This is a genomic window from Streptomyces sp. L500, from assembly GCF_054551825.1.
This window is the reverse complement of the sequence record NZ_JBTOLC010000019.1, coordinates 46,754-66,932: the sequence shown is the minus strand read 5'-3', so window position 1 is coordinate 66,932 and position 20,179 is coordinate 46,754. Positions and strand designations below refer to the sequence as shown.

The window sequence follows — 20,179 nt, the reverse complement described above, 5'->3', positions numbered from 1 at the left end:
GCACTGACACGGCTCAGCGCTCGGTGGCGGCCAGCTGGCCGCAGGCGCCGTCGATCTCCTGGCCGCGGGTGTCCCGTACGGTCACGGGCACGCCGTGGGCGGCGATGGCCTGGACGAAGGCGCGCTCGTCCTCCGGGCGGGACGCCGTCCACTTGGAGCCGGGGGTGGGGTTGAGCGGGATCAGGTTGACGTGCACCCGCTTGCCCTTGAGGAGCCGGCCGAGCAGGTCGCCGCGCCAGGCCTGGTCGTTGATGTCGCGGATCAGGGCGTACTCGATGGAGATCCGGCGGCCGGACTTCTCCGCGTACTCCCAGGCGGCGTCGAGGACCTCGCGGACCTTCCAGCGGGTGTTGACCGGCACCAGGGTGTCGCGCAGCTCGTCGTCGGGCGCGTGGAGCGAGACCGCGAGACGGCACTTGAAGCCCTCGTCGGCGAACCGGTGCATGGCCGGGACCAGGCCGACCGTGGAGACGGTGATGCCGCGCTGGGACAGGCCCAGGCCGTCCGGCTCGGGGTCGGTCAGCCGGCGGATGGCGCCGACGACGCGCTTGTAGTTGGCCAGCGGCTCGCCCATGCCCATGAAGACGATGTTGGACAGCCGCGCCGGGCCGCCGGGCACCTCGCCGTCGCGCAGGGCGCGCATGCCGTCGACGATCTGGTGGACGATCTCGGCGGTGGACAGGTTGCGGTCCAGCCCGGCCTGGCCGGTGGCGCAGAACGGGCAGTTCATGCCGCAGCCCGCCTGGGAGCTGATGCACATGGTGACCCGGTCCGGGTAGCGCATCAGGACGGACTCGACGAGCTTGCCGTCGTGCAGCCGCCAGAGGGTCTTGCGGGTGGTGTCGTCGTCGCACGAGATGTGCCGCACCACGCTCATCAGGTCCGGCAGCAGCTCATCGGCGAGCTTCTCGCGGGCCGCCGCCGGGATGTCCGTCCACTGCGCCGGGTCGTGGGCGTAGCGGGCGAAGTAGTGCTGGGACAGCTGCTTGGCGCGGAACGGCTTCTCGCCGATCGCGGCGACGGCCTCGCGGCGCTCGGCGGGGCTGAGGTCGGCGAGGTGCCGCGGGGGCAGCTTGGCTCCGCGGGGGGCGACGAAAGTGAGTTCTCCGGGTGCAGGCATGGTCCCACCAGTGTCGCAGACATACGGAGGGGGCCCGCCGTCCTGTGGACGACGGACCCCTCACGTATCGAACACCTTCCGAAAAGCCCAGGTCAGGGCCGTTCGGCATCAGGAGCCGACGAAGGCCACCATCAGCAGCCACACCACCGGCGCGGTCGGCAGCAGCGAGTCCAGCCGGTCCATGATCCCGCCGTGGCCGGGGAGCAGGGCGCCCATGTCCTTGATCCCCAGATCCCGCTTGATCATGGATTCGCCGAGGTCGCCGAGCGTGGCGCTGACCGCCACCGCGAGGCCCAGCAGCAGGCCCTGCCACCACACCCCGTCGTCGATCAGCAGCTGCATGCACAGCGCGCCCGCCACCATCGCGAACAGCACCGCGCCGATCAGGCCCTCGCGGGTCTTGCCGGGGCTGATGCGCGGCGCGAGCTTGTGCCGCCCGAACCGCCAGCCCACCGCGTACGCCCCGGTGTCGCTGACGACCGTCAGGATCAGGAACGTCAGCACCCGCCAGGCACCGTCGTCGGCGGCCAGTATCAGCGCCACGAACGTGGCGAGGAAGGGCACGTAGAACGCCGCGAAGATGCCGGCCGTGACGTCCTTGAGGTAGTCGTCCGGCGGCTCCGTCATCCGCCAGACGAGCACGGCGAGCGCGGTGAAGGCCATGGCCACCCACGCGCCCTCGGCGCCGTTGACGTAACCGGCGACGATCATGGCGGCGCCGCCGATGGCCAGCGGCACCAAGGGGGCCTTGATGTTCTTCCGCTCGGCGAGGCGGGAGGTCAGCTCCCACAGCCCGACCACCACGGCGATCACGATCACGCCGAGGAAGACGGGCTTGTAGACGAACAGGGAGGCGAGGATCACCGCACCGAGGCCGACCCCCACCCCTATCGCGGCACGCAGATCGCGACCCGCGCTCTTCTTCGCCGGAGGCCCCTGTGGGGCGGCGGGCTCCTGCGGCCGGATGTCGGGCTCCTGTTCATCGCGGAACAGGGGGCCACCGATGTGGGCGGCCCCCTGGTCACGGTCGGCTCCGTCGTCCTGGTATCCGCCTGATCCGGGCACAATGGGCATGGGCCGAGTCTGCGCCGCGTCACCCGCGACGTGCAGAGGACCCGCCGAGAGGGGCACCTCCCGGCCGTAGCCGGGGCTGGTTCCCTGGCCGGTGGACCCCCAGTGACCGGCGCGTGGCGGGGCTCCCCAGGATGCGTCGTTCATCAGACCTCGAGCAGCTCGGCTTCCTTGTGCTTGAGCAGCTCGTCCACCTGCGCGACGTACTTCGCGGTGGTGTCGTCGAGCTCCTTCTCCGCGCGGCGGACGTCGTCCTCGCCGGACTCCTTGTCCTTGACCAGCTTGTCCAGGGCGTCCTTGGCCTTGCGGCGGATGGAGCGGATCGAGACCTTGGCGTCCTCCGCCTTGGTCTTGGCGACCTTGACGAACTCGCGGCGGCGCTGCTCGGTCAGCTCGGGGAACGTCACCCGGATGATGCTGCCGTCGTTGCTCGGGTTGACGCCCAGGTCCGAGTCGCGGATGGCCTGCTCGATGTTGCGCAGCGCGCTCTTGTCGAACGGGGTGACCACGGCCATGCGCGGCTCGGGCACCGAGAACGACGCCAGCTGATTGATGGGCGTCAGCGCGCCGTAGTAGTCGGCCACGATCTTGTTGAACATCGCCGGGTGCGCACGCCCGGTGCGGATCGCCGCGAAGTCCTCCTTGGCGACCACAACGGCCTTCTCCATCTTCTCCTCGGCCTCGAGGAGGATCTCTTCGATCACCACTTGCTCCTGGTGTTATCAGTAAGCAGAGCCTCGCCCCTGCGCGCGTCTTCTCCTGCACGGTGTCCGACCGGGCAGGCGGTTGTCCATCCCCGTGCCGAGGTCTTCCCCCGGCGCGGTGTTGCCGTCCGTCGCGGGGGCGGCCGATTCCTCGGCCGCCCCCGCGACGGACGGCGTACGGGCTCGTCAGTCCCGCGTGCCCTGGTCGCTCACGAGCGTGCCGATCTTCTCACCCTTGACCGCACGGGCGATGTTGCCCGCCGCGAGCAGCTCGAAGACGAGGATCGGCAGCTTGTTGTCCATGCACAGGCTGATCGCGGTGGCGTCGGCGACCTTGAGGCCGCGGGCCAGCACCTCGCCGTACTCGAGGGCGTCGAACTTCACCGCGTCGGGGTTCTTCTTGGGGTCGGAGTCGTAGACCCCGTCGACGCCGTTCTTGCCCATGAGGATCGCCTCGGCGTGGATCTCCAGGGCGCGCTGGGCGGCGGTGGTGTCGGTGGAGAAGTAGGGCATGCCCATGCCCGCGCCGAAGATCACGACGCGGCCCTTCTCCAGGTGGCGCACGGCGCGCAGCGGGATGAACGGCTCGGCGACCTGGCCCATGGTGATACCGGTCTGGACCCGGGTCTCGACGCCTTCCTTGGCCAGGAAGTCCTGGAGGGCGAGGCTGTTCATCACGGTGCCGAGCATGCCCATGTAGTCCGAGCGGGCGCGGTCCATGCCGCGCTGCTGGAGCTCGGCGCCGCGGAAGAAGTTCCCGCCGCCGATGACCACGGCGATCTCGTAGCCCTCGCGGACCACGGCCGCGATCTCGCGGGCGATGGCGTGCACGACATCGGGGTCGACGCCGAGTCCACCGCCGCCGGCGAAGGCCTCACCTGACAGTTTCAGCAGGAACCGACGGCGATTGCCCTGGTCGGTGCCGGTGTCACCGGCGGCCTGCGTGGCGTCCGCGCCCTGATTCATTGGAGTTCTCCTCGTGCACATACGAAGAAGGCCACTGCCGGATGGATCCTTTCGGTTCCCTCTGCGGCAATGGCCTCCTCGTCACATCAGCGGCCGGCCCGTGAGCGGCCGACTGCGTACGACCCTAGCGGGTCGCGGGTCATTCGCTGCCCTGCGGACGGCTCAGGCGCCGACGCGGATGCGGGCGAAGCGCTTCAGCGTGACGCCGGCCTCGTCCAGGACCTTCTGGACGGTCTTCTTGTTGTCCTTGGCGAAGGGCTGGTCCAGCAGGACCTGCTCCTTGAAGAAGCCGGTGACGCGACCCTCGACGATCTTCGGCAGGGCGGCCTCGGGCTTGCCCTCCTCGCGAGCGGTGGCCTCGGCGACGCGGCGCTCGTTCTCCACGGTCTCGGCCGGGATGGCGTCACGGGTGAGGAACTTCGGCGCGAAGGCGGCGATGTGCTGCGCGACGTCCTTGGCGACCTCGGCGTTGTCCTTGTCCAGCTCGACCAGGACACCGACCTGCGGGGGCAGGTCAGCGGCGGTGCGGTGCATGTAGGCGTAGACCTTGCCGTCGGCGAAGTGCGCGAAGCGGTCCACGACGATCTTCTCGCCGAGGGTGGCGTTGGCCTCGTCCACGAACGCCTGGACGGTCTTGCCGGCCTCGATCTCGGAGGCCATGAGGGCCTCGACGTCGGCCGGGGCGGCCTTGGCGATGTGGGCGGCCAGGGCGTCGGCGACGGTGATGAACTTCTCGCCCTTGGCGACGAAGTCCGTCTCGCACTTCAGCTCGACGATGACACCGGAGGTGTTGTCCTCGGCGATGAGGGAGGCGACGGCGCCGTTCTCGGTGGTGCGGCTCTCGCGCTTGGCCACACCCTTCAGGCCCTTGACGCGGACGATCTCGACGGCCTTCTCGAGGTTGCCCTCGGCCTCGTCGAGCGCCTTCTTGCAGTCCATCATGCCGGCGCCGGTCTGCTCACGGAGCTTCTTGACGTCAGCGGCGGTGTAGTTCGCCATCCTTCAATCCTTCTCGTCACTGCGCCCCGCCGTGCCACCCGGGCATCCGGCAGGGCTGGTCCGTCTTGAGGTCACCACACCTGTCGGCTCCCGTCCCGCTGACGGGGTCCGACAGTGGATCCGCCGGGCGACGGCGGGGGCACCGGGCCCCCGCCGTCGTCCGGTACAGGGCGTCAGGCCTGCTCGGCGTCCGCGGCCGGCTTCTCAGCCTCGGCCTCGGCCTCGGCGGCCGGAGCCTCGGCGGCCGGAGCCTCGTCCTTCTTCTCGCCCTCGAGCAGGTCGCGCTCCCACTCGGCCAGCGGCTCGCCGGCGGCCTTGTCGGCCTTGACGTCACCGGTGGCGGCACCGGAACGGGCGATGAGGCCCTCGGCGACGGCGTCGGCGATCACGCGGGTGAGCAGGGTGACGGAGCGGATGGCGTCGTCGTTGCCCGGGATCTTGTAGTCGACCTCGTCGGGGTCGCAGTTGGTGTCGAGGATGGCGACGACCGGGATGCGGAGCTTGCGCGCCTCACCGACGGCGATGTGCTCCTTCTTGGTGTCCACGACCCAGACGGCGCTCGGCACCTTCTGCATCTCGCGGATACCGCCGAGGGTCTTCTCCAGCTTGGCCTTCTCGCGGGAGAGGACCAGGAGCTCCTTCTTGGTGAGGCCGGAGGCGGCCACGTCCTCGAAGTCGATGAGCTCGAGCTCCTTCAGGCGCTGGAGGCGCTTGTAGACGGTCGAGAAGTTGGTGAGCATGCCGCCCAGCCAGCGCTGGTTGACGTAGGGCATGCCGACACGGGTCGCCTGCTCGGCGATGGCCTCCTGGGCCTGCTTCTTCGTACCGACGAACATGATGGAGCCACCGTGCGCGACGGTCTCCTTCACGAACTCGTAGGCGCGGTCGATGTACGACAGCGACTGGAGCAGGTCGATGATGTAGATGCCGTTGCGCTCCGTGAAGATGAAACGCTTCATCTTCGGGTTCCAACGACGGGTCTGGTGACCGAAGTGGACGCCGCTCTCCAGCAGCTCCCGCATCGTGACGACGGCCATGGCCGCGCTCCTTGAAATACTCGGTTCCACGACGGCCGGGCGGCCGCCGCTCCTGACGCCCCGACGCGCCTGCCGCGAACGAATCCCTTGCGAGGAGCCGTTTCACGGACCGAGAGACACGGCCACCGTGCTGCCCGAGAGGGTCTGACGCGTCAGTGGCGGGGCGTGCGAAGTCGACCCGGTGACCCGGATCGCCATGAGAAGTGTACGGGACCGGAGAACCCCCGGGTGACGGCGTTGTCCACAACCCACGAGTAGTCCACAGATCCGGATCAAGATCCCCACGATTCGCCGGCCCCGGCCATGGTTACTCCATGCGACGAACCGACTTCTCCGCCTTCGCCGACTTCTCCGGCTTCTCCGCCCGACGACGTGCCACGGCCGGACGGGCGCTCACGCTCTGCGCGCTCACGGCCCTGATCCTGTTCCCGACCTTCCTGTTCCTGACCTGCGCGACGGCCGTCTCGGGCCCCGCTCCCCCGGCCCCCGGCCCACCCAGGGCGTCGGGCGGCCCCGGCGGCGACCGGTCCTGGCCCGTCGCGGGCGCCCGGGGCGCCCGGCCCCTGGTCCTGCGGGCCTGGGAGCCGCCCCCGGCCCGCTGGGCGGCGGGCCACCGGGGCGTCGACCTCGCGGCCGGCCCCGGCCTGCCGGTCCGGGCCGCCACCCCGGGCCGGATCTCCTTCGCGGGCCGGATCGCGGGGCGGGGCGTGGTGGCGGTGGAGCTCGCCCCCGCCCTGCGGACGACATACGAACCCGTACGGGCGACGGTGCGCGAGGGCGACCACGTCGACGCCGGTCAGATCATCGGCCTCCTGGAGGCCGGCTCGGCCCATTGCCCGGGCCACGGTTGTCTCCACTGGGGCCTGCGCCGCGGGGAGGACTACCTCGACCCGCTGACGCTCCTGCCACCGTGGATGCTGCGCCGCGCCCCCTCCCGGCTGTGGCCGGTGGGCCCGAGCGCTCGGCTGCCGCTAGCCGCAGACGCCTCGCAGGGCCATGGCGACGGCCGCCTCGGTGATCCGGTCCGGTTCCTCCGCCGCGCCGAGCTCGATGCGACGTACCGCGGCGTCGACGACTCCCTGGAGGAGCATGGCCGCCAGGCGGGGCTGGTCGTGGCCGAGGGCGTCCAGCGCTTCGACGACCATGGCGACGAGGCCGCCGTGGGCGGCGCGGATTTTCTCGCGGGCGCCGGAGTCGAGCTCGCCCGCGGAGATGGCGACGACGGCCCGGTGACGGCGGTCGCCGACGAGCGACAGCTGCTGCCGCACATATGCCTCGATCTTCCCCCCCGGTGTGTCGGCGCGCTCCATGGCGGCCTCGACCTCGGCCGCCCAGACGGGGAAGTCCACGGCGCACAGTTCTTCGACGACGGCGGCGCGGGAGCGGAAGTACTCGTAGACCGAGGACCGCGCGAGCCCGGTGCGCTCGGCGAGGGCGGGGAAGGTCAGGGCTTCCGTTCCGCCTTCGGACAGCAAGGAGCGCGCGGCGTCCAGGAGGGCGCCGCGCTGCATCGTCCGGTGCTCGGCCACTGAGGCCGCTCGAATCCTGGGCACGGTCCCACTTTACGGACACACCGCGTCGGGGACGACGCTGGAGGGACGATTCAGCGTCCGACGTCCGCCAGCTTGGCCCGCAACTGGAGGACGGACTTGGTGTGGATCTGGCTGACCCTGCTCTCCGTGACCCCGAGCACGTGGCCGATCTCGGCGAGGGTGAGGCCCTCGTAGTAATAGAGGGTGACCACGGTCTTCTCCCGCTCGGGGAGGGTGTTGATGGCCCGGGCCAGCAACCGGCGCAGTTCGTGGTCCTCGGCCACCTCGACGGGGTCGTCGGCGGCGGTGTCCTCCAGGGTGTCCATCAGGCTGAGCCGGTCGCCGCCCTCGCCGCCGACGTGCAGCAGCTCTTCCAGGGCCACCACGTTGGCCAGCGACAACTGACTGAAGACGGAGTGGAGTTCCTCCAGGGAGATGTCCATCTCGGCCGCGACCTCCGCTTCGGAGGGGGTGCGGCGCAGGGCGGCTTCGAGGGTGGCGTAGGCGCGCTCGACGGCACGGGCTTTCTGCCGGACCGAACGGGGGATCCAGTCCAGGGCCCGCAGTTCGTCGATCATGGCGCCGCGGATGCGGGTGATGGCGTAGGTCTCGAACTTGATGGAGCGGGTGGGGTCGAACTTCTCGATGGCGTCGATCAGGCCGAAGATCCCGGAGGAGACGAAGTCGGCCTGCTCGACGTTGGGCGGCAGCCCGACGCTGACGCGGCCCGCCACGTACTTCACCAGGGGCGAGTAGTGGAGGATCAGTTGCTCCCGCAGCCGTTCGTCGCCCGAGGCCTTGTACGACCGCCACAGCTCGTCGAGCGTCGAGGGTGCGGGAGGGCGCACGGCGCCGCGCGCTGCGGGCGGTGCCGCCGCGCGGTCGGACCCGGAGGTGTGCTGGGGCATTCGTCGTTTTGAGCCGTTCTGCTGTGACTTGGACCGGGTGGTACGAATGGATGGATTCCGTGAGCGTAGCGTGACCGTGGCGCTGCGGTGAGCGATGAGGCCCCTTCGGTCTTCACGGAGGGGCGCGGATGTCCTCCGCAGGTCCGCGTTCCGCGGCGGCGGCCGTCGGGACGCCCGGGGCCGCGCAGAGCCCGCCGTATCGGCCGGCTCGGCCCACCCCTTAACCCTTTCACCCGATCACCCCAGGTCAAGCACCGCCTCGCCGCACACCGGGGCGCCGTCCGAGGGGCTTGGGGGTCCCGGACGTTGACGTCGCGTCAGCCAATTGCCACTGATCGCCCAGTCGTTCCACGAACCCCAGCGCCTGGAGTTCGTACAGGCTGCCGAGCGTCCGGTCCCGGCCCATCCCGGCGTTACGGGCGATGAGCGCGAGCTCGGCGCCGCCTTTGCCGGGGACGGCTTCCAGTGTTCTGGCGGCCGCGTCGGGCAGCAGGTCCCTGGCCAGGACGGGGCCCCTGCGCTCGGGGGCCAGCTCGCCCATGTCGCCGATCAGCTCGGTGATCTCGTCGGCGTCGGTCACCAGACAGGCCCCTTCGCGCAGGAGTTCGTGGACCCCGGCGGAGAGCCCCGACGTCACCGGCCCGGGCACCCCCATGGTGTGCCGCCCCAGTTCTCGCGCGCGGCGCGCGGTGACCAGCGAGCCGCTGCGGTATTCGGCCTCCACGACCACGGTTCCCCGGGTGAGCGCGGCGATCACGCGGTTGCGCAGGACGAAGCGGCTGCGCGTGGGGTGGCCGCCGGGTGGTAACTCGGCCAGGACGAGACCCTGTTCCGCGATCCGGTCGAGCAACTCGGCGTGTCCGCGCGGGTAGGGCACGTCGATCCCCGAGGCCAGCACCGCCATGGTGGCCCCGCCGGCGGCCAGCGCGCCCCGGTGGGCGGCCCCGTCGACGCCGAAGGCGGCCCCGGAGACGACCACCCAGCCGCGCTCCGCGAGCCCTGAGCCGAGGGTCGCCGCCACATAGGAGCCGTAGTCGGTGCAGGCGCGGGCTCCGACGACGGCGACCGACCGCAGCGCCCACAGTCGTACGTTCGGACTGCCGTGGACCCAGAGGCCGATGGGGCGGGCGTCGGCCAGATCGTCGAGTTGTCCGGGCCATTCGACATCACCCGGGCAGATGAAGCGTCCGCCCATCCGGTCGACGGTGGCCAGATCGCGGACCGGATCGCGGTGCGCGGCGCGGGCCCGGCAGCCTTCCAGCCGGTCCGGGCGGGCTCCCTTCGGTGGCGGCCCCTTGCCGGTCAGGCCGTGCAGCAGGGCCTCGGGGCCCAGCTCCCTCAGCCAGCGGCCCACGAGTTCGTCCCCCGGTTCCGTCAGGCCGGTGAGCGCGGCCCGCGCCAGCCGCTCCCCCGGGCCGGGCCCGCTCATGGCCGGCCCCCGGCGGTCACCGCGCCGCGCCGGACGCCCGTGCGCAGCTCCAGCGCCTGGGCCACGTCCCCGGCGTCGGGCCGGGCGTGGCCGGCGAGGTCCGCGATCGTCCAGGCGACCCGGAGGACCCGGTCCAGCCCGCGCGCCGTCAGCAGGCCGCGCTCCATGTCCCGTTCGGCCTCGGCGAGGGTGCCCGGTGGCATGCTCCAGCGGGTGCGCAGCTCATGGCCCGGCACTTCGCTGTTGGTGCGCCAGGGTGTGCCGGTGTACCGGGCGGCGGCCCGTTCGCGGGCGAGGCGGACGCGCGCGGCGACGTCGGCCGTGGACTCCGCCGGAGGGCCGGTGAGCTCCGAGCGGGCCACGGGCTCGACGGCCACTCTGAGATCCACACGGTCCATCAGCGGCCCCGACAGCCGCCCCAGATAGCGTTTGACCGCCCGGGGCGAGCAGTCGCAGCCGTCACCGGTCATGCCGCGCCGGCCGCAGGGGCAGGGGTTGGCCGCGAGGGCCAGCAGGAAGGCGGCGGGGAGGCGCATCACTCCGCCGGTGCGGGCGACGACGACGTGTCCGGACTCGAGCGGCTGCCGCAGGGCGTCGAGCACTCTGCCCGAGAATTCAGGGGATTCGTCGAGAAAAAGTACGCCATTGTGTGCGAGGGAGACGGCTCCCGGCCGGGGCAGTCCCGAACCGCCGCCGATCAGCGCGGGCATGGACGCCGAGTGGTGGGGCGCGCAGTAGGGGGCGCGGTCGATCAGGGGCTGTCCGGCGGGCAGGGTCCCGGCGACGGAGTGGACCGCCGTGACTTCGAGGGACTCTTGCGGTGTGAGGGGCGGGAGCAGCCCCGGCAGGCGTTCGGCCAGCATGGTCTTGCCGGCGCCCGGGCTGCCCACGAAGAGGAGATGGTGCCGCCCGGCGGCGGCCACCTCCAGCGCCCGGCGGGCCCTGGCCTGCCCCGCGACCTCGGCGAGGTCGGGCGGGCGCTCGCCGGGCCGCGCCCCGAGCGCGCCGCCGGCGCCCGGTACGACCAGCCCCGCGAGCATGGGGTCGGGCCGGCCCTCCCCCGGCGGCTCCTCGTCCTCCTCGGGGACGGGCTCGTCGGCCAGCACCGCGATCAGCTGGCGCAGGCTGCGGACGCCCAGCACGGCCACCCCGGGCACCAGGGCGGCCTCGGTCGCCGTCCGCTCGGGGACGACGACCTGCCGGTATCCGGCGTCTGCGGCGGCCAGGACGGCGGGGAGGATGCCCCGCACGGGGCGGACCCGTCCGTCGAGGCCCAGCTCGCCGATCATCATCAGGTCGGCGATCGTCCGGGGATCGATCCGCTCGGCCGCACCCAGTACCGCGCACGCGACGGCGAGATCGAAACCACTGCCGCCCTTGGGCACGGAGGCCGGGCTGAGCCCGACGGTGAGCTTCTTCTGCGGCCAGTCCGCGCCCGAGTTCACCACGGCGGCCCTGACCCGGTCGCGGCTCTCGCTGAGGGATTTGTCCGGCAGGCCGACGAGGGTGAAGGCGGCCACTCCCGGCTCCAGATCGGCCTGGACCTCGACCACCACGCCGTCCACCCCGGCCAGGGCGACCGAGCACGTCCGCGCGAAGCCCATCACGCCACCCCCTTGGCGTGCTCGACGAGCGGCGCGCCCCGGTCCGGGACGACCACGCCCACGAGATCGATGCGCACCCCGCCCGGCGGGGCTCCGCCGTGCCCGGCCAGCCATCGCTCGGCGAGCTCGCGCAGCCGCCCGGCCTTGGTGGCCGTGACGGCGGCCATCGGGGGTTCGAACCGGCCCGCGCGGCGGGCCTTCACCTCGCAGACCACCAGCACGTCGCCGTCCAGCGCCACGATGTCCAGCTCACCGGCGCGACACCGCCAGTTGCGATCCAGCACCGTCATCCCGGCCTCGGTCAGCCGGCGCGCCGCCAGATCCTCCCCGTACCTGCCGAGCCCCCCTCGGGCGTTCATCAGCACCACCTCCGGTGCCGACTATGCCGCCCGCGCCCCCAAGTTTTGGATCTTGGTGGATAACCCCGCGATTGTGGAAAACACCGTCACCCGATCATTGGTGGATAACCCCGCGATTGTGGAAAACACCGTCACCCGATCAGGGGAGGACCCCCCAGAGGAGCCCCAGAGGAGCCCAGAGGACCCCCGAACGATCGGATCACGTCCCCGGCAGATCGAGATCGGTCTTGTTGAGCTCCTCGATGTTCACGTCCTTGAACGTGAGCACCCGCACCTGCTTCACGAAGCGCGCCGGCCGGTACATGTCCCACACCCACGCGTCCGCCATCGAGACCTCGAAGAAGACCTCGCCCTGCACCGAGTGCACCTGCATCTCGTAGTCGTTCGTCAGGTAGAAACGGCGCTCGGTCTCGATCACGTATTTGAACAGTCCGACGACGTCGCGGTACTCCCGGTAGAGCTTCAGCTCCATCTCGGTCTCGTACTTCTCGAGGTCCTCGGCGCTCATGGCATGTTCCCCTTCAGCCGTGCGTCCCCCCATTGTGCGTCAGGCGCGCTCGGTCTCCAGGAGCACCGGCGTACTCGGGGGTCCCTCGTCGAGCAGCGCCCGCAGCAGCCCGGCGAGTCTGGTCGGGTACACCGTCTCATGCGTCGCGAGCAGTTCTTCGCAGGTCCACCAGCGCAGCCCCGACAGGCTGCGCCGCTCCAGCTCCGTCCCACCGCCGGACCAGGTGGGCCGCTGCGCGGTCCGGGCCAGGTAGTAGCGCTCGTCCTGCTCCCAGCGGCGGCCGTCGAAGGGGAACGAGCACCTGCGCGTCCAGAGCACCGGGCCGAGTTCGATCTCGGTGATCCCCGTCTCCTCGGCCAGCTCACGGCGCGCGGCCTCCTCCCAGCCCTCGTCGCCCTCCAGCCCTCCGCCGGGGGTGAACCACCAGGTGGTGGCGGGGTCGTCCGGTTCGTAGCCGTGGAGCAGCAGGATCCGGTCGTCCGGGTCCAGCAGGACGACGCGGGCGGCCCGGCGCGGGCCGTCGCCCTCGACCCCGCCCGTCTCACCCATGGGTCGCCACCGCCGCCTTCCCGCCGCGTGCCGCCCGCTGTGCGAGCGCGCCGACCGCCGCACCTCCCAGGATGAGCACCGCGCCCGCCACCACGCACGTCGTGATCAGCGGCAGCGGCCCCGGCCGGGAGGTGCCGCCGGGCAGGGCGGCGAAGGCGCCGGGGCGCTCGATCATGCCCCAGCCGGACACCGGCCAGGCCGTGGCGTCCACCCGGGCCCGGACGGCGTCACGCGGCACCGTGCCCTGACCCGCGTCGGTCATATGGCTGCGGGAGTCCAGCGAGTCCGAGCGGTGGTCGCCCAGGAGGAACAGCCGGCCCTCGGGGACGGTGGCCGAGAAACCGGTGGGCGAGGCCGGGCCGGAGCCCTCCAGATAGGGCTCCTCCACGGGCTTGCCGTTGATCATCAGGCGGCCCTGTTTGTCACAGCACTCGATGTGATCGCCGCCGACGCCGACGACCCGTTTGACCATTGGGACGTTGGCCCAGACCTCGTCCTCGAAGACGACGACGTCCCCGCGCCGCACCTCGCCGCCGTCGATCCGCTGGGCGAGGATCCGGTCGCCGCGCCCGATCGTGGGCGCCATCGAGTCCGTGGGCACGGTGTACGGCCGGTACAGCAGGGCGGCCCAGCCGAAGCCGCCGAGGAAGAGCACACAGCCGACGGCCACGGCCAGCCCGGACAGCACCCTGCCCGCGCGGCCGTGGCCGTCGACGCCACGTTCCACTGCGCTCATCGCGTCCCATCCCCCGTCCGCCGGTCCGACGGAACCGCACCCTACCCGGGGGTACGGGCTCCGGTCAGCCCCTGGCGAGGGCCGATGTCAGCCGGTTGGGGAGGGACGACGCGTCACCCCTTCGCGGTGGGGACCACCACGACGGACCGCTCGGACCCCTCGGCCTTGCGCAGGTTCCGGCGGCGGCGCCACAGCACCAGCGGCACCGCGCCCGCGAGCCCGAACGCCGGCGGCGCGACGGCGGCCGCGGCGCTCAGCCCCGGCTGGTCGAACGTGCCGGGGACCGGCAGCGTGGACCACCGGTTCACCGGCCAGGCCACGACGATCGCGCGGCCCACGACCTCGTCCTCCGAGACCGTGCCCTGGAACCTGTCGAGCTCCTGGTGGTAGCGGGAGTCGAGGGAGTCCTGACGGTGGTCGCCCATCACCCAGATCCGGCCCTGGGGCACCTTGATCGGGCCGAAGGGCTTGTCGCCGCAGGGCGTGTTCCCGGGGAAGATGTACGGCTCGTCGAGCGCCTTGCCGTTGACCGTCACCGGCTCGTTGTTGCCCTTGCACTCGACGGTGTCGCCGCCGACCGCGATGACCCGCTTGATCAGGTCCTTCTCCTCGGCCGAGGGCATCAGGCCGATGAAGCTGAGCACCTTCTGGAGCCCGCTGGCCACCGGGCCGTTGTCGGCGGCCGGGCTCTCGCCCAGCCAGCCGCCCGGATCGTGGAAGACGACGACCTCGCCGCGCTCGGGTTTGGAGCCGAACCACGGCGTGAGCTTGTCCACCAGCACCCGGTCGCCGCGCTGGAGGGTGTTCTGCATCGACTCGGAGGGAATCGAGAACGCCTGCACCAGGAAGGTCTTGATGAGCAGCGCGAGCACCAGCGCGATACCGATGAGGAGCGGCAGCTCCTTCCAGAAGGATCGTTGCTTCTTCGGCTCGTCGCGGCGCGACCCGCGGCCCTCGCCGCCGCTGCCGCCGTGCCCCGCGCCGCCTTCGGACGCGGGGGTCTCCGAGGACGTCACCGTCGTGGCGTCCTGGCCGGGACCGGCCGCCTGGGACCTGGCCTCCCGCGGCGTGTCACCGCCGGACGGCTCCCCGGACAGCTCCCCGGACGGCTCATCCGTCCGCCCGGGCCGCCTTTCGGGCTCTCCGTGACCGGAACGCGCGCCGACCGCCACATCCCCCACATCCACTCCTCACTCCACGCTGCCGCCCGCGATACGTACGACGCAGGCCCATCACTCCCATAACGAGCGGGAGTTCCGCAGGGGTCGGGAGCAGGATCAATCCTTCATGATCCGTGGGGGACAGACTATGCGGCGAACCGCCCGCCCGCGCATCCGCGCGCGGCGCGTCCCGCACCGAAGCGTACGTGTCCGGTTCGGTCAGCCGCCGCCAGTGGTCCAGCGGCCAGGCGATCAGCACCGCACGCCCCACCACCAGGTCCTCCGGGACGGTTCCCTGCCCCGGCTGGTCCAGGTGGTAGCGCGAGTCGGCCGAGTCGGAGCGGTGGTCGCCCATGACGAAGAGCCGGCCCGCCGGGACCTTCACGTCGAACGTCATCTGGGAAGGAGGGTTCCCCGGGTGGACGTAGGGTTCTTCGAGCGGCGTTCCGTTGACCGTGATTTTGCCGTCCTTGTCGCAGCACTTGACCCTGTCGCCGCCGACGCCCACCACGCGCTTGATGAGGTCCTGCTCGTCGGCCGAGGGCAGCAGGCCGATGAAGGTGAGCGCTTCCTTCCCCTGTTTGATCCCCACCGGGTCATGGCGGGACTTCCACTCGTCGCCGAGCCATCCCCCGGGGTCCTTGAAGACCACCACGTCGCCGCGCTGCGGCCGGGTCCCGAACCAGGGCGTCAGCTTGTCGACCAGCACCCGGTCGCCGATCCGGATGGTCTCCTCCATCGAGCCGGACGGGATCACGAAGGCCTGGACGAGGAACGTCTTCAGCACCAGGGCGATCAACACCGCGACGCCTATGAGGATGGGCACTTCCTTGAGCACCGAGCGCTGCCGCCGGCGCCGCTGCTTCCTGGCGGTCCGTTTCGCGGCCCTGCGCCGCTCCGCCCGTCCCCCGGCCCCCGGGGGCGGCCGGTCGTCGGGCGCCGTCGCCGGGCGGGCGGCCGGCGCGGCCGTACGGACGCCGGTGCGGCCCCTGCTACCCATGCGGGCCGCCTCCCCCGTGCCCCGGGCCCGGGTCGGGGACGTCCGCGAAGGCGCCGGTCCGGCCGAGGGAGGTCGTCCGGCCCAGCGGCCAGCCGATCCAGTCGGCGCGCCCGACGACGCGGTTCACCGGAACCATGCCGCCGCCCGGCTCGCCCAGATGGTCCCGCGAGTCACGGGAGTCGCTGCGATGGTCACCCATGACCCATAGCTTGCCCTCCGGCACCACCACATCGAACGGCACTTGGGAGGGAACGTCCCCCGGGTAGAGGTATTCCTCCAGCACCGGACGGCCGTTGATCTCCAGCCGGCCCCACTTGTCGCAGCAGCGGACGCGGTCGCCGCCGACGCCGACGACCCGTTTGACGTAGTCGGTCTCGGAGGGCCGCATCAGCCCGACGGCCGCCGCGCCCTTGCGGATGATCGTGGTCACCACGTTCTCCGAGGGCCCGTCGTCCTGGACGAAGGAGTCGGTGCCGTCGAAGACGATCACATCGCCCCGGCGCGGCTCGTCCCCGAAGCGGTAGGCGAGCTTGTTGACGAGCACCCGGTCGCCGACCTGGAGGGTCTTCTCCATCGATCCGCTGGGGATCAGGAACGGCTGCACCAGATAGGCGCTGACCAGCAGCAGCGAGACCAGACAGACGAAGAGCAGCACCCCAGCGCGCCGCAGCGGCCCACCGTCGGTACACCATCGCCAAGCGGCGGAGAGCCCGGAAAAACGCGCGGAGCGCGACCCCTGCTCCTCCCCCTGTGCGGGTTCGGGAGAGCGGTCGCGCTCCGGAAGCGATGCGAGCTGTGCGTCGGTGTCCATCGGGCCGAAAGCCTATCCGGCCCGTTCCGGACTCCGGCGAGGAGCTCAGCGGTCGCGCTTCTCCTTGATCTTCGCGGCCTTGCCGCGGAGCTCACGGAGGTAGTACAGCTTGGCGCGACGGACGTCACCGCGGGTGACGAGCTCGACCTTCTCGAAGATCGGGCTGTGCACCGGGAAGGTACGCTCGACGCCGACGGAGAAGGAGACCTTGCGGACGGTGAAGGTCTCGGAGACGCCCGCACCCTGGCGGCGGATGACGACACCCTTGAACTGCTGGATGCGGGAGCGGTTGCCCTCGATGACGCGAACGTGGACGTTCACGGTGTCACCGGGACGGAAGGCCGGGACGTCGGTGCGCAGCGAAGCGGCGTTGACGCCGTCGAGCAGGGAAGACATATTCGTCTGCTTCCTCGCCGATGCCACAGGTCATCGGCGGAATCGTTCGGAAAAGTGAAGGGTGCCCCGCACACCGGGCGGGCGTCGGTCCCCCTGTGGCAGGGGCGCACGCCGGACGCAAGGCAACGGCTCATTCTTCCACGAGGGGGTCCACTCGCCCAAATCGGCCGTCCGCGCCGGGGGCCCAGCCCAGGATCGAGAGCATCTCGCGGTCCTTCTTGTCGAAGGCGGCGGGGTCGGTGCGCTCGATGAGGTCGGGCCGGTTGGCGGTGGTGCGCCGGAACGCCTCGTCGCGGCGCCAGCGGGCGATCTTGCCGTGGTGGCCGCTGAGCAGGACGTCGGGGATGCCCCGGCCGCGCCACTCCGGCGGCTTGGTGTAGACGGGGCCTTCCAGGAGGTCGGCCATGGCGCCGGGGGCGAAGGAGTCGTCGCGGTGGGACTCGGCGTTGCCGAGGACGCCGGGGAGCAGCCGGGCGACGGCCTCGACCATGACGAGGACGGGGGCCTCGCCGCCGGCCAGGACGTAGTCGCCGATGGAGAGCTCGCGGACGTCGTAGTGGTCGCCGTACTCCTCGATGACGCGGCGGTCGATGCCCTCGTAGCGGGCGGGGGTGAAGACCAGCCACGGCTTCTCGGCGAGCTCGACGGCGATCTCCTGGGTGAAGGGCTCGCCGCTGGGGGTGGGGACGACGATCGTGGGGCGCGCGTCGTCCGCGCCGGACTCGATGATCGCGTCCAGCGCCTCGCCCCAGGGCTCCGGCTTCATGACCATGCCGGGGCCGCCGCCGTAGGGGGTGTCGTCGACGGTGTTGTGCTTGTCGTGCGTCCACTCCCGCAGGTCGTGGATACGTACGTCCAGCTGACCGCGGGCGCGGGCCTTGCCGACGAGCGAGACGTTCAGCGGCTCGAGGTACTCGGGGAAGATCGTGACGACGTCGAGGCGCATTACTCCTGCTCCTCCTCGGCGTCGCGGCTGCTCGCGACCTCGGCCTCGCCCATGTCGAGGAGACCGCGCGGCGGGTCGACGACGGCGCGCTGCCCGTCCAGGTCGATCTCGGTGACGATCTCGGAGACGAAGGGGATCATCACCTCGCTGCCGTCGGGCCGCTCGACGATGAAGAGGTCCTGGGAGGGCAGGTGGGAGATCTCGGCGATCCGGCCGACGACGGTGCCGTCGACGGTGACGACGTCGAGGTCCATCAGCTGGTGGTCGTAGAACTCCTCGGGGTCCTCGGGAGTCTCGTCCGGGTCGACGTCGGCGATCAGCAGGGTGTTGCGCAGGGCCTCGGCGGCGGTGCGGTCGGTGACGCCGGCGAAGCGCAGGAGCAGCCGGCCGCTGTGCACCCGGCCGGTCTCGACGGTCAGCGGGCCGGTGCCCGCGGGGTCCGTGGCCAGTACGGCGCCGGGTCCGAGCCGCAGCTCGGGCTCGTCCGTACGCACCTCTACGGTGACCTCGCCCTTGATGCCGTGGGCACGGCCGATCCTGCCGACTACCAGCTGCACAGTCTCAATCCTTCTCGCATGGTCTTACGAACGCGACAACGGGCCGGGAAGGGAAACCCTTCCCGGCCCGTGCCGGTGCTCTGTCGCTTCTCAGCGGACCTGGTCCACGTCGACGAGGTCGACACGGATGCCACGGCCGCCGATGGCGCCCACGACGGTACGCAGGGCGCGGGCGGTGCGGCCGTTGCGGCCGATCACCTTGCCGAGGTCCTCGGGGTGGACCCGGACCTCCAGCACGCGCCCCCGGCGCAGGTCGCGCGAGGCGACCTGCACGTCGTCGGGGTTGTCGACGATGCCCTTCACGAGGTGCTCAAGGGCCTCCTCGAGCATCCTCAGGCCTCGGTCGACTCAGCGGACTCGGCCTCGGCGGCCTCGTCCTTCTTCTCCGACTTCTTGGCCTTCGGGGTGATGGCCTCACCCTTCGCCTCGCCCGCGGCGTTCACACGAGCCTCGAAGAGGTCGCTGAAGTCGCGCTTCTTCTCCTCGGCGACCAGCATCGGGGCCGGGGCCGGCAGACCCTTGAACTTCTGCCAGTCGCCGGTGACCTTGAGGATGGCCAGAACGGGCTCGGTCGGCTGGGCGCCGACGCTCAGCCAGTACTGGGCACGCTCGCTGTCGACCTCGATGCGGGAGGGGTTCTGCACCGGGTGGTACAGGCCGATCTCCTCGATCGCACGGCCGTCACGGCGGGTGCGGGAGTCGGCGACGACGATGCGGTAGTGAGGCGAACGGATCTTGCCCAGACGCTTCAGCTTGATCTTGACTGCCACTGGAGTGGTGTCTCCTGGTCTTGACGTGGTTGGGCACAACGAGATGCCACGTGGGGTTTGCGGTACTCGGGTGCCCGATGGACGCGTCAGCCGGAGGAGAGAGGGGTCCTATGCGACTGTCGAGTACAGCGACCCATTGTGCCATATCGATCGCGGGGCACCGAACGGCCGGGGTCAGCCGACCGGGACGGCGGGCTCCGGGATCCGGAAGGGCTGACCGCAGCCGCCGCACATGATCGGCGCCTGGGCGAGCACGGACGGCACGACGCGCACATTGCGCCCGCAGTCGCACACGGCCTTCACCCGCACCCCGCCGCCGGAGGAGCCGTGGCGCGCGGCCGGGCCCCGGAAGGTGCGCGAGGTGTCGGCGGCGGTGGCGACGGTGTGCGCCTTGAGCGCCCGCTGGAGTCTCTCGATCGTGGGCCGGTAGCGCTTGCGCGCCTCCGAGTTGAGCACGACGAGCGAGAAGCCGCTGCTGGGATGCGGCTCATCACTGTGGTCGAGCCCCAGCTCCTCGGCGATCGCCAGGAATCGCCGGTTGTGGTAACGGCCGGCACGAGAGGTGTCCCGGACACCGCGGGCGGCCGCGATGCCGTGCACTGCCTCGTGCAGCAGCCTTTCGAAGGAGAGCTCGGCGCCGCAGGCGGACGACGACTCCCCGATCAACGATTCGGGCGCGGCTAGATCCGGCAGCTCGGGGTGGAACCGCTGAATGTCGGCCCACGCCTGTGCCAGCTCTGCGGCGAGAACAGGTGGTGTCGTGCTCACGTCGTGACAACGAGCGGGTGCGGCCCGGTGTTCCGATACCGGGCCATCCCAAATAATTTGCACGTACCAGTCAGTTTCCCGCCCCATTCGTCCTGAGGAGGGCGGGTGCGCAGAACTGCGGAGAAGGAGGGATGAGACGCTCAGCTGTTCGCAAGGTGGGACGTACTGACTCATCAGTAAGCAGCAGTAGGCGCCCCTCCCGCGCCCGTACAAGCGCGAACCCCCGGACGCGCGCCGTATGTGCGCGCG

Annotated in this window: 23 protein-coding genes and 1 pseudogene; 1 reads left to right on the top strand and 23 read right to left on the bottom strand. The window is 71.2% G+C overall.

The annotated features are described in order from the left end of the window. Nucleotides 1–13 precede the first annotated feature (13 nt). The 6 genes from rlmN to rpsB all read right to left on the bottom strand — a co-directional run bounded on the left by rlmN (nt 14) and on the right by rpsB (nt 5,897). Nucleotides 14–1,120, bottom strand: a complete 1,107-nt coding sequence (gene rlmN / locus ACX9I7_RS19125) for a 23S rRNA (adenine(2503)-C(2))-methyltransferase RlmN (RefSeq protein WP_459387990.1) — start codon at nt 1,118–1,120, stop codon at nt 14–16. Between the two features lie 108 nt (nt 1,121–1,228). Continuing rightward, on the bottom strand, nt 1,229–2,338 hold the full coding sequence (locus tag ACX9I7_RS19120; RefSeq protein ID WP_387565625.1) for a phosphatidate cytidylyltransferase: 1,110 nt from the start codon (nt 2,336–2,338) through the stop codon (nt 1,229–1,231). Continuing rightward, a complete protein-coding gene (frr, locus tag ACX9I7_RS19115; RefSeq protein ID WP_358630519.1) occupies nt 2,338–2,895 on the bottom strand; it encodes a ribosome recycling factor in 558 nt (185 codons plus the stop codon). The genes ACX9I7_RS19120 and frr overlap by 1 nt, the downstream gene beginning before the upstream one ends. A 186-nt stretch (nt 2,896–3,081) precedes the next feature. After that, nucleotides 3,082–3,861, bottom strand: a complete 780-nt coding sequence (gene pyrH / locus ACX9I7_RS19110) for a UMP kinase (RefSeq protein ID WP_126916310.1) — start codon at nt 3,859–3,861, stop codon at nt 3,082–3,084. Between the two features lie 162 nt (nt 3,862–4,023). Then, nucleotides 4,024–4,860 (bottom strand): translation elongation factor Ts, encoded by an 837-nt coding sequence (gene tsf / locus ACX9I7_RS19105; RefSeq protein ID WP_387565629.1) that lies wholly within the window; start codon nt 4,858–4,860, stop codon nt 4,024–4,026. Between the two features lie 173 nt (nt 4,861–5,033). Next, nucleotides 5,034–5,897 (bottom strand): 30S ribosomal protein S2, encoded by an 864-nt coding sequence (gene rpsB / locus ACX9I7_RS19100; RefSeq protein WP_459387989.1) that lies wholly within the window; start codon nt 5,895–5,897, stop codon nt 5,034–5,036. Between the two features lie 314 nt (nt 5,898–6,211). Between rpsB and ACX9I7_RS19095 the strand changes: the two are divergent. Then, a pseudogene (locus ACX9I7_RS19095) lies at nt 6,212–6,730 on the top strand (peptidoglycan DD-metalloendopeptidase family protein); the annotation flags it as partial. 138 nt (nt 6,731–6,868) lie between these two features. Here the strand turns inward: ACX9I7_RS19095 and ACX9I7_RS19090 are convergent. The 17 genes from ACX9I7_RS19090 to ACX9I7_RS19010 form a co-directional block, all read right to left on the bottom strand. Further along, nucleotides 6,869–7,426 carry a TetR/AcrR family transcriptional regulator gene (locus tag ACX9I7_RS19090; RefSeq protein WP_387567261.1) on the bottom strand — a complete coding sequence of 186 codons (558 nt, stop codon included), beginning with the start codon at nt 7,424–7,426 and terminating at the stop codon, nt 6,869–6,871. Nucleotides 7,427–7,500: 74 nt separating this feature from the next. Then, nucleotides 7,501–8,337: an RNA polymerase sigma factor WhiG gene (gene whiG, locus ACX9I7_RS19085; protein WP_126916307.1), complete on the bottom strand. Its 837-nt coding sequence runs from the start codon at nt 8,335–8,337 to the stop codon at nt 7,501–7,503. A gap of 247 nt (nt 8,338–8,584) precedes the next feature. Further along, on the bottom strand, nt 8,585–9,766 hold the full coding sequence (dprA, locus tag ACX9I7_RS19080) for a DNA-processing protein DprA (RefSeq protein WP_459387988.1): 1,182 nt from the start codon (nt 9,764–9,766) through the stop codon (nt 8,585–8,587). Further along, nucleotides 9,763–11,370, bottom strand: coding sequence for a YifB family Mg chelatase-like AAA ATPase (locus tag ACX9I7_RS19075; protein ID WP_459388008.1), 1,608 nt, complete (start codon nt 11,368–11,370; stop codon nt 9,763–9,765). Before ACX9I7_RS19075 ends, dprA begins: the two co-directional genes overlap by 4 nt. Further along, nucleotides 11,370–11,729, bottom strand: coding sequence for a YraN family protein (locus ACX9I7_RS19070; RefSeq protein WP_459387987.1), 360 nt, complete (start codon nt 11,727–11,729; stop codon nt 11,370–11,372). The genes ACX9I7_RS19075 and ACX9I7_RS19070 overlap by 1 nt, the downstream gene beginning before the upstream one ends. A 199-nt stretch (nt 11,730–11,928) precedes the next feature. Further along, nucleotides 11,929–12,237 carry a DUF2469 domain-containing protein gene (locus tag ACX9I7_RS19065; protein WP_126916304.1) on the bottom strand — a complete coding sequence of 103 codons (309 nt, stop codon included), beginning with the start codon at nt 12,235–12,237 and terminating at the stop codon, nt 11,929–11,931. Nucleotides 12,238–12,276: 39 nt separating this feature from the next. Continuing rightward, nucleotides 12,277–12,786 (bottom strand): NUDIX hydrolase, encoded by a 510-nt coding sequence (locus ACX9I7_RS19060; RefSeq protein WP_387565639.1) that lies wholly within the window; start codon nt 12,784–12,786, stop codon nt 12,277–12,279. Next, nucleotides 12,779–13,522: a signal peptidase I gene (lepB, locus tag ACX9I7_RS19055; RefSeq protein WP_387565642.1), complete on the bottom strand. Its 744-nt coding sequence runs from the start codon at nt 13,520–13,522 to the stop codon at nt 12,779–12,781. The genes ACX9I7_RS19060 and lepB (ACX9I7_RS19055) overlap by 8 nt, the downstream gene beginning before the upstream one ends. A 113-nt stretch (nt 13,523–13,635) precedes the next feature. After that, complete coding sequence (lepB, locus tag ACX9I7_RS19050; RefSeq protein ID WP_459388007.1) at nt 13,636–14,694, bottom strand: signal peptidase I; 1,059 nt, start codon at nt 14,692–14,694, stop codon at nt 13,636–13,638. Continuing rightward, nucleotides 14,633–15,682 carry a signal peptidase I gene (gene lepB, locus ACX9I7_RS19045; RefSeq protein WP_459387986.1) on the bottom strand — a complete coding sequence of 350 codons (1,050 nt, stop codon included), beginning with the start codon at nt 15,680–15,682 and terminating at the stop codon, nt 14,633–14,635. The genes lepB (ACX9I7_RS19050) and lepB (ACX9I7_RS19045) overlap by 62 nt, the downstream gene beginning before the upstream one ends. After that, nucleotides 15,675–16,493: a signal peptidase I gene (lepB, locus tag ACX9I7_RS19040; RefSeq protein WP_459387985.1), complete on the bottom strand. Its 819-nt coding sequence runs from the start codon at nt 16,491–16,493 to the stop codon at nt 15,675–15,677. The genes lepB (ACX9I7_RS19045) and lepB (ACX9I7_RS19040) overlap by 8 nt, the downstream gene beginning before the upstream one ends. Nucleotides 16,494–16,538: 45 nt before the next feature. Beyond that, the gene (rplS, locus tag ACX9I7_RS19035; RefSeq protein ID WP_189451107.1) at nt 16,539–16,889 is read right to left on the bottom strand and encodes a 50S ribosomal protein L19; all 351 of its coding nucleotides are present in this window, start codon (nt 16,887–16,889) and stop codon (nt 16,539–16,541) included. A 130-nt stretch (nt 16,890–17,019) separates the two neighbouring features. Further along, nucleotides 17,020–17,835: a tRNA (guanosine(37)-N1)-methyltransferase TrmD gene (trmD, locus tag ACX9I7_RS19030; protein WP_358630540.1), complete on the bottom strand. Its 816-nt coding sequence runs from the start codon at nt 17,833–17,835 to the stop codon at nt 17,020–17,022. Continuing rightward, entirely contained in the window at nt 17,835–18,392 is a 558-nt protein-coding gene (rimM, locus tag ACX9I7_RS19025; RefSeq protein WP_386726183.1) for a ribosome maturation factor RimM, read from the bottom strand. The genes trmD and rimM overlap by 1 nt, the downstream gene beginning before the upstream one ends. A 90-nt stretch (nt 18,393–18,482) precedes the next feature. Beyond that, a complete protein-coding gene (locus tag ACX9I7_RS19020; RefSeq protein WP_014048589.1) occupies nt 18,483–18,722 on the bottom strand; it encodes an RNA-binding protein in 240 nt (79 codons plus the stop codon). A 2-nt stretch (nt 18,723–18,724) separates the two neighbouring features. After that, nucleotides 18,725–19,162, bottom strand: coding sequence for a 30S ribosomal protein S16 (gene rpsP / locus ACX9I7_RS19015; protein WP_126916296.1), 438 nt, complete (start codon nt 19,160–19,162; stop codon nt 18,725–18,727). Nucleotides 19,163–19,336: 174 nt separating this feature from the next. Further along, nucleotides 19,337–19,930 (bottom strand): hypothetical protein, encoded by a 594-nt coding sequence (locus ACX9I7_RS19010; protein WP_189451111.1) that lies wholly within the window; start codon nt 19,928–19,930, stop codon nt 19,337–19,339. Nucleotides 19,931–20,179 lie beyond the last annotated feature (249 nt).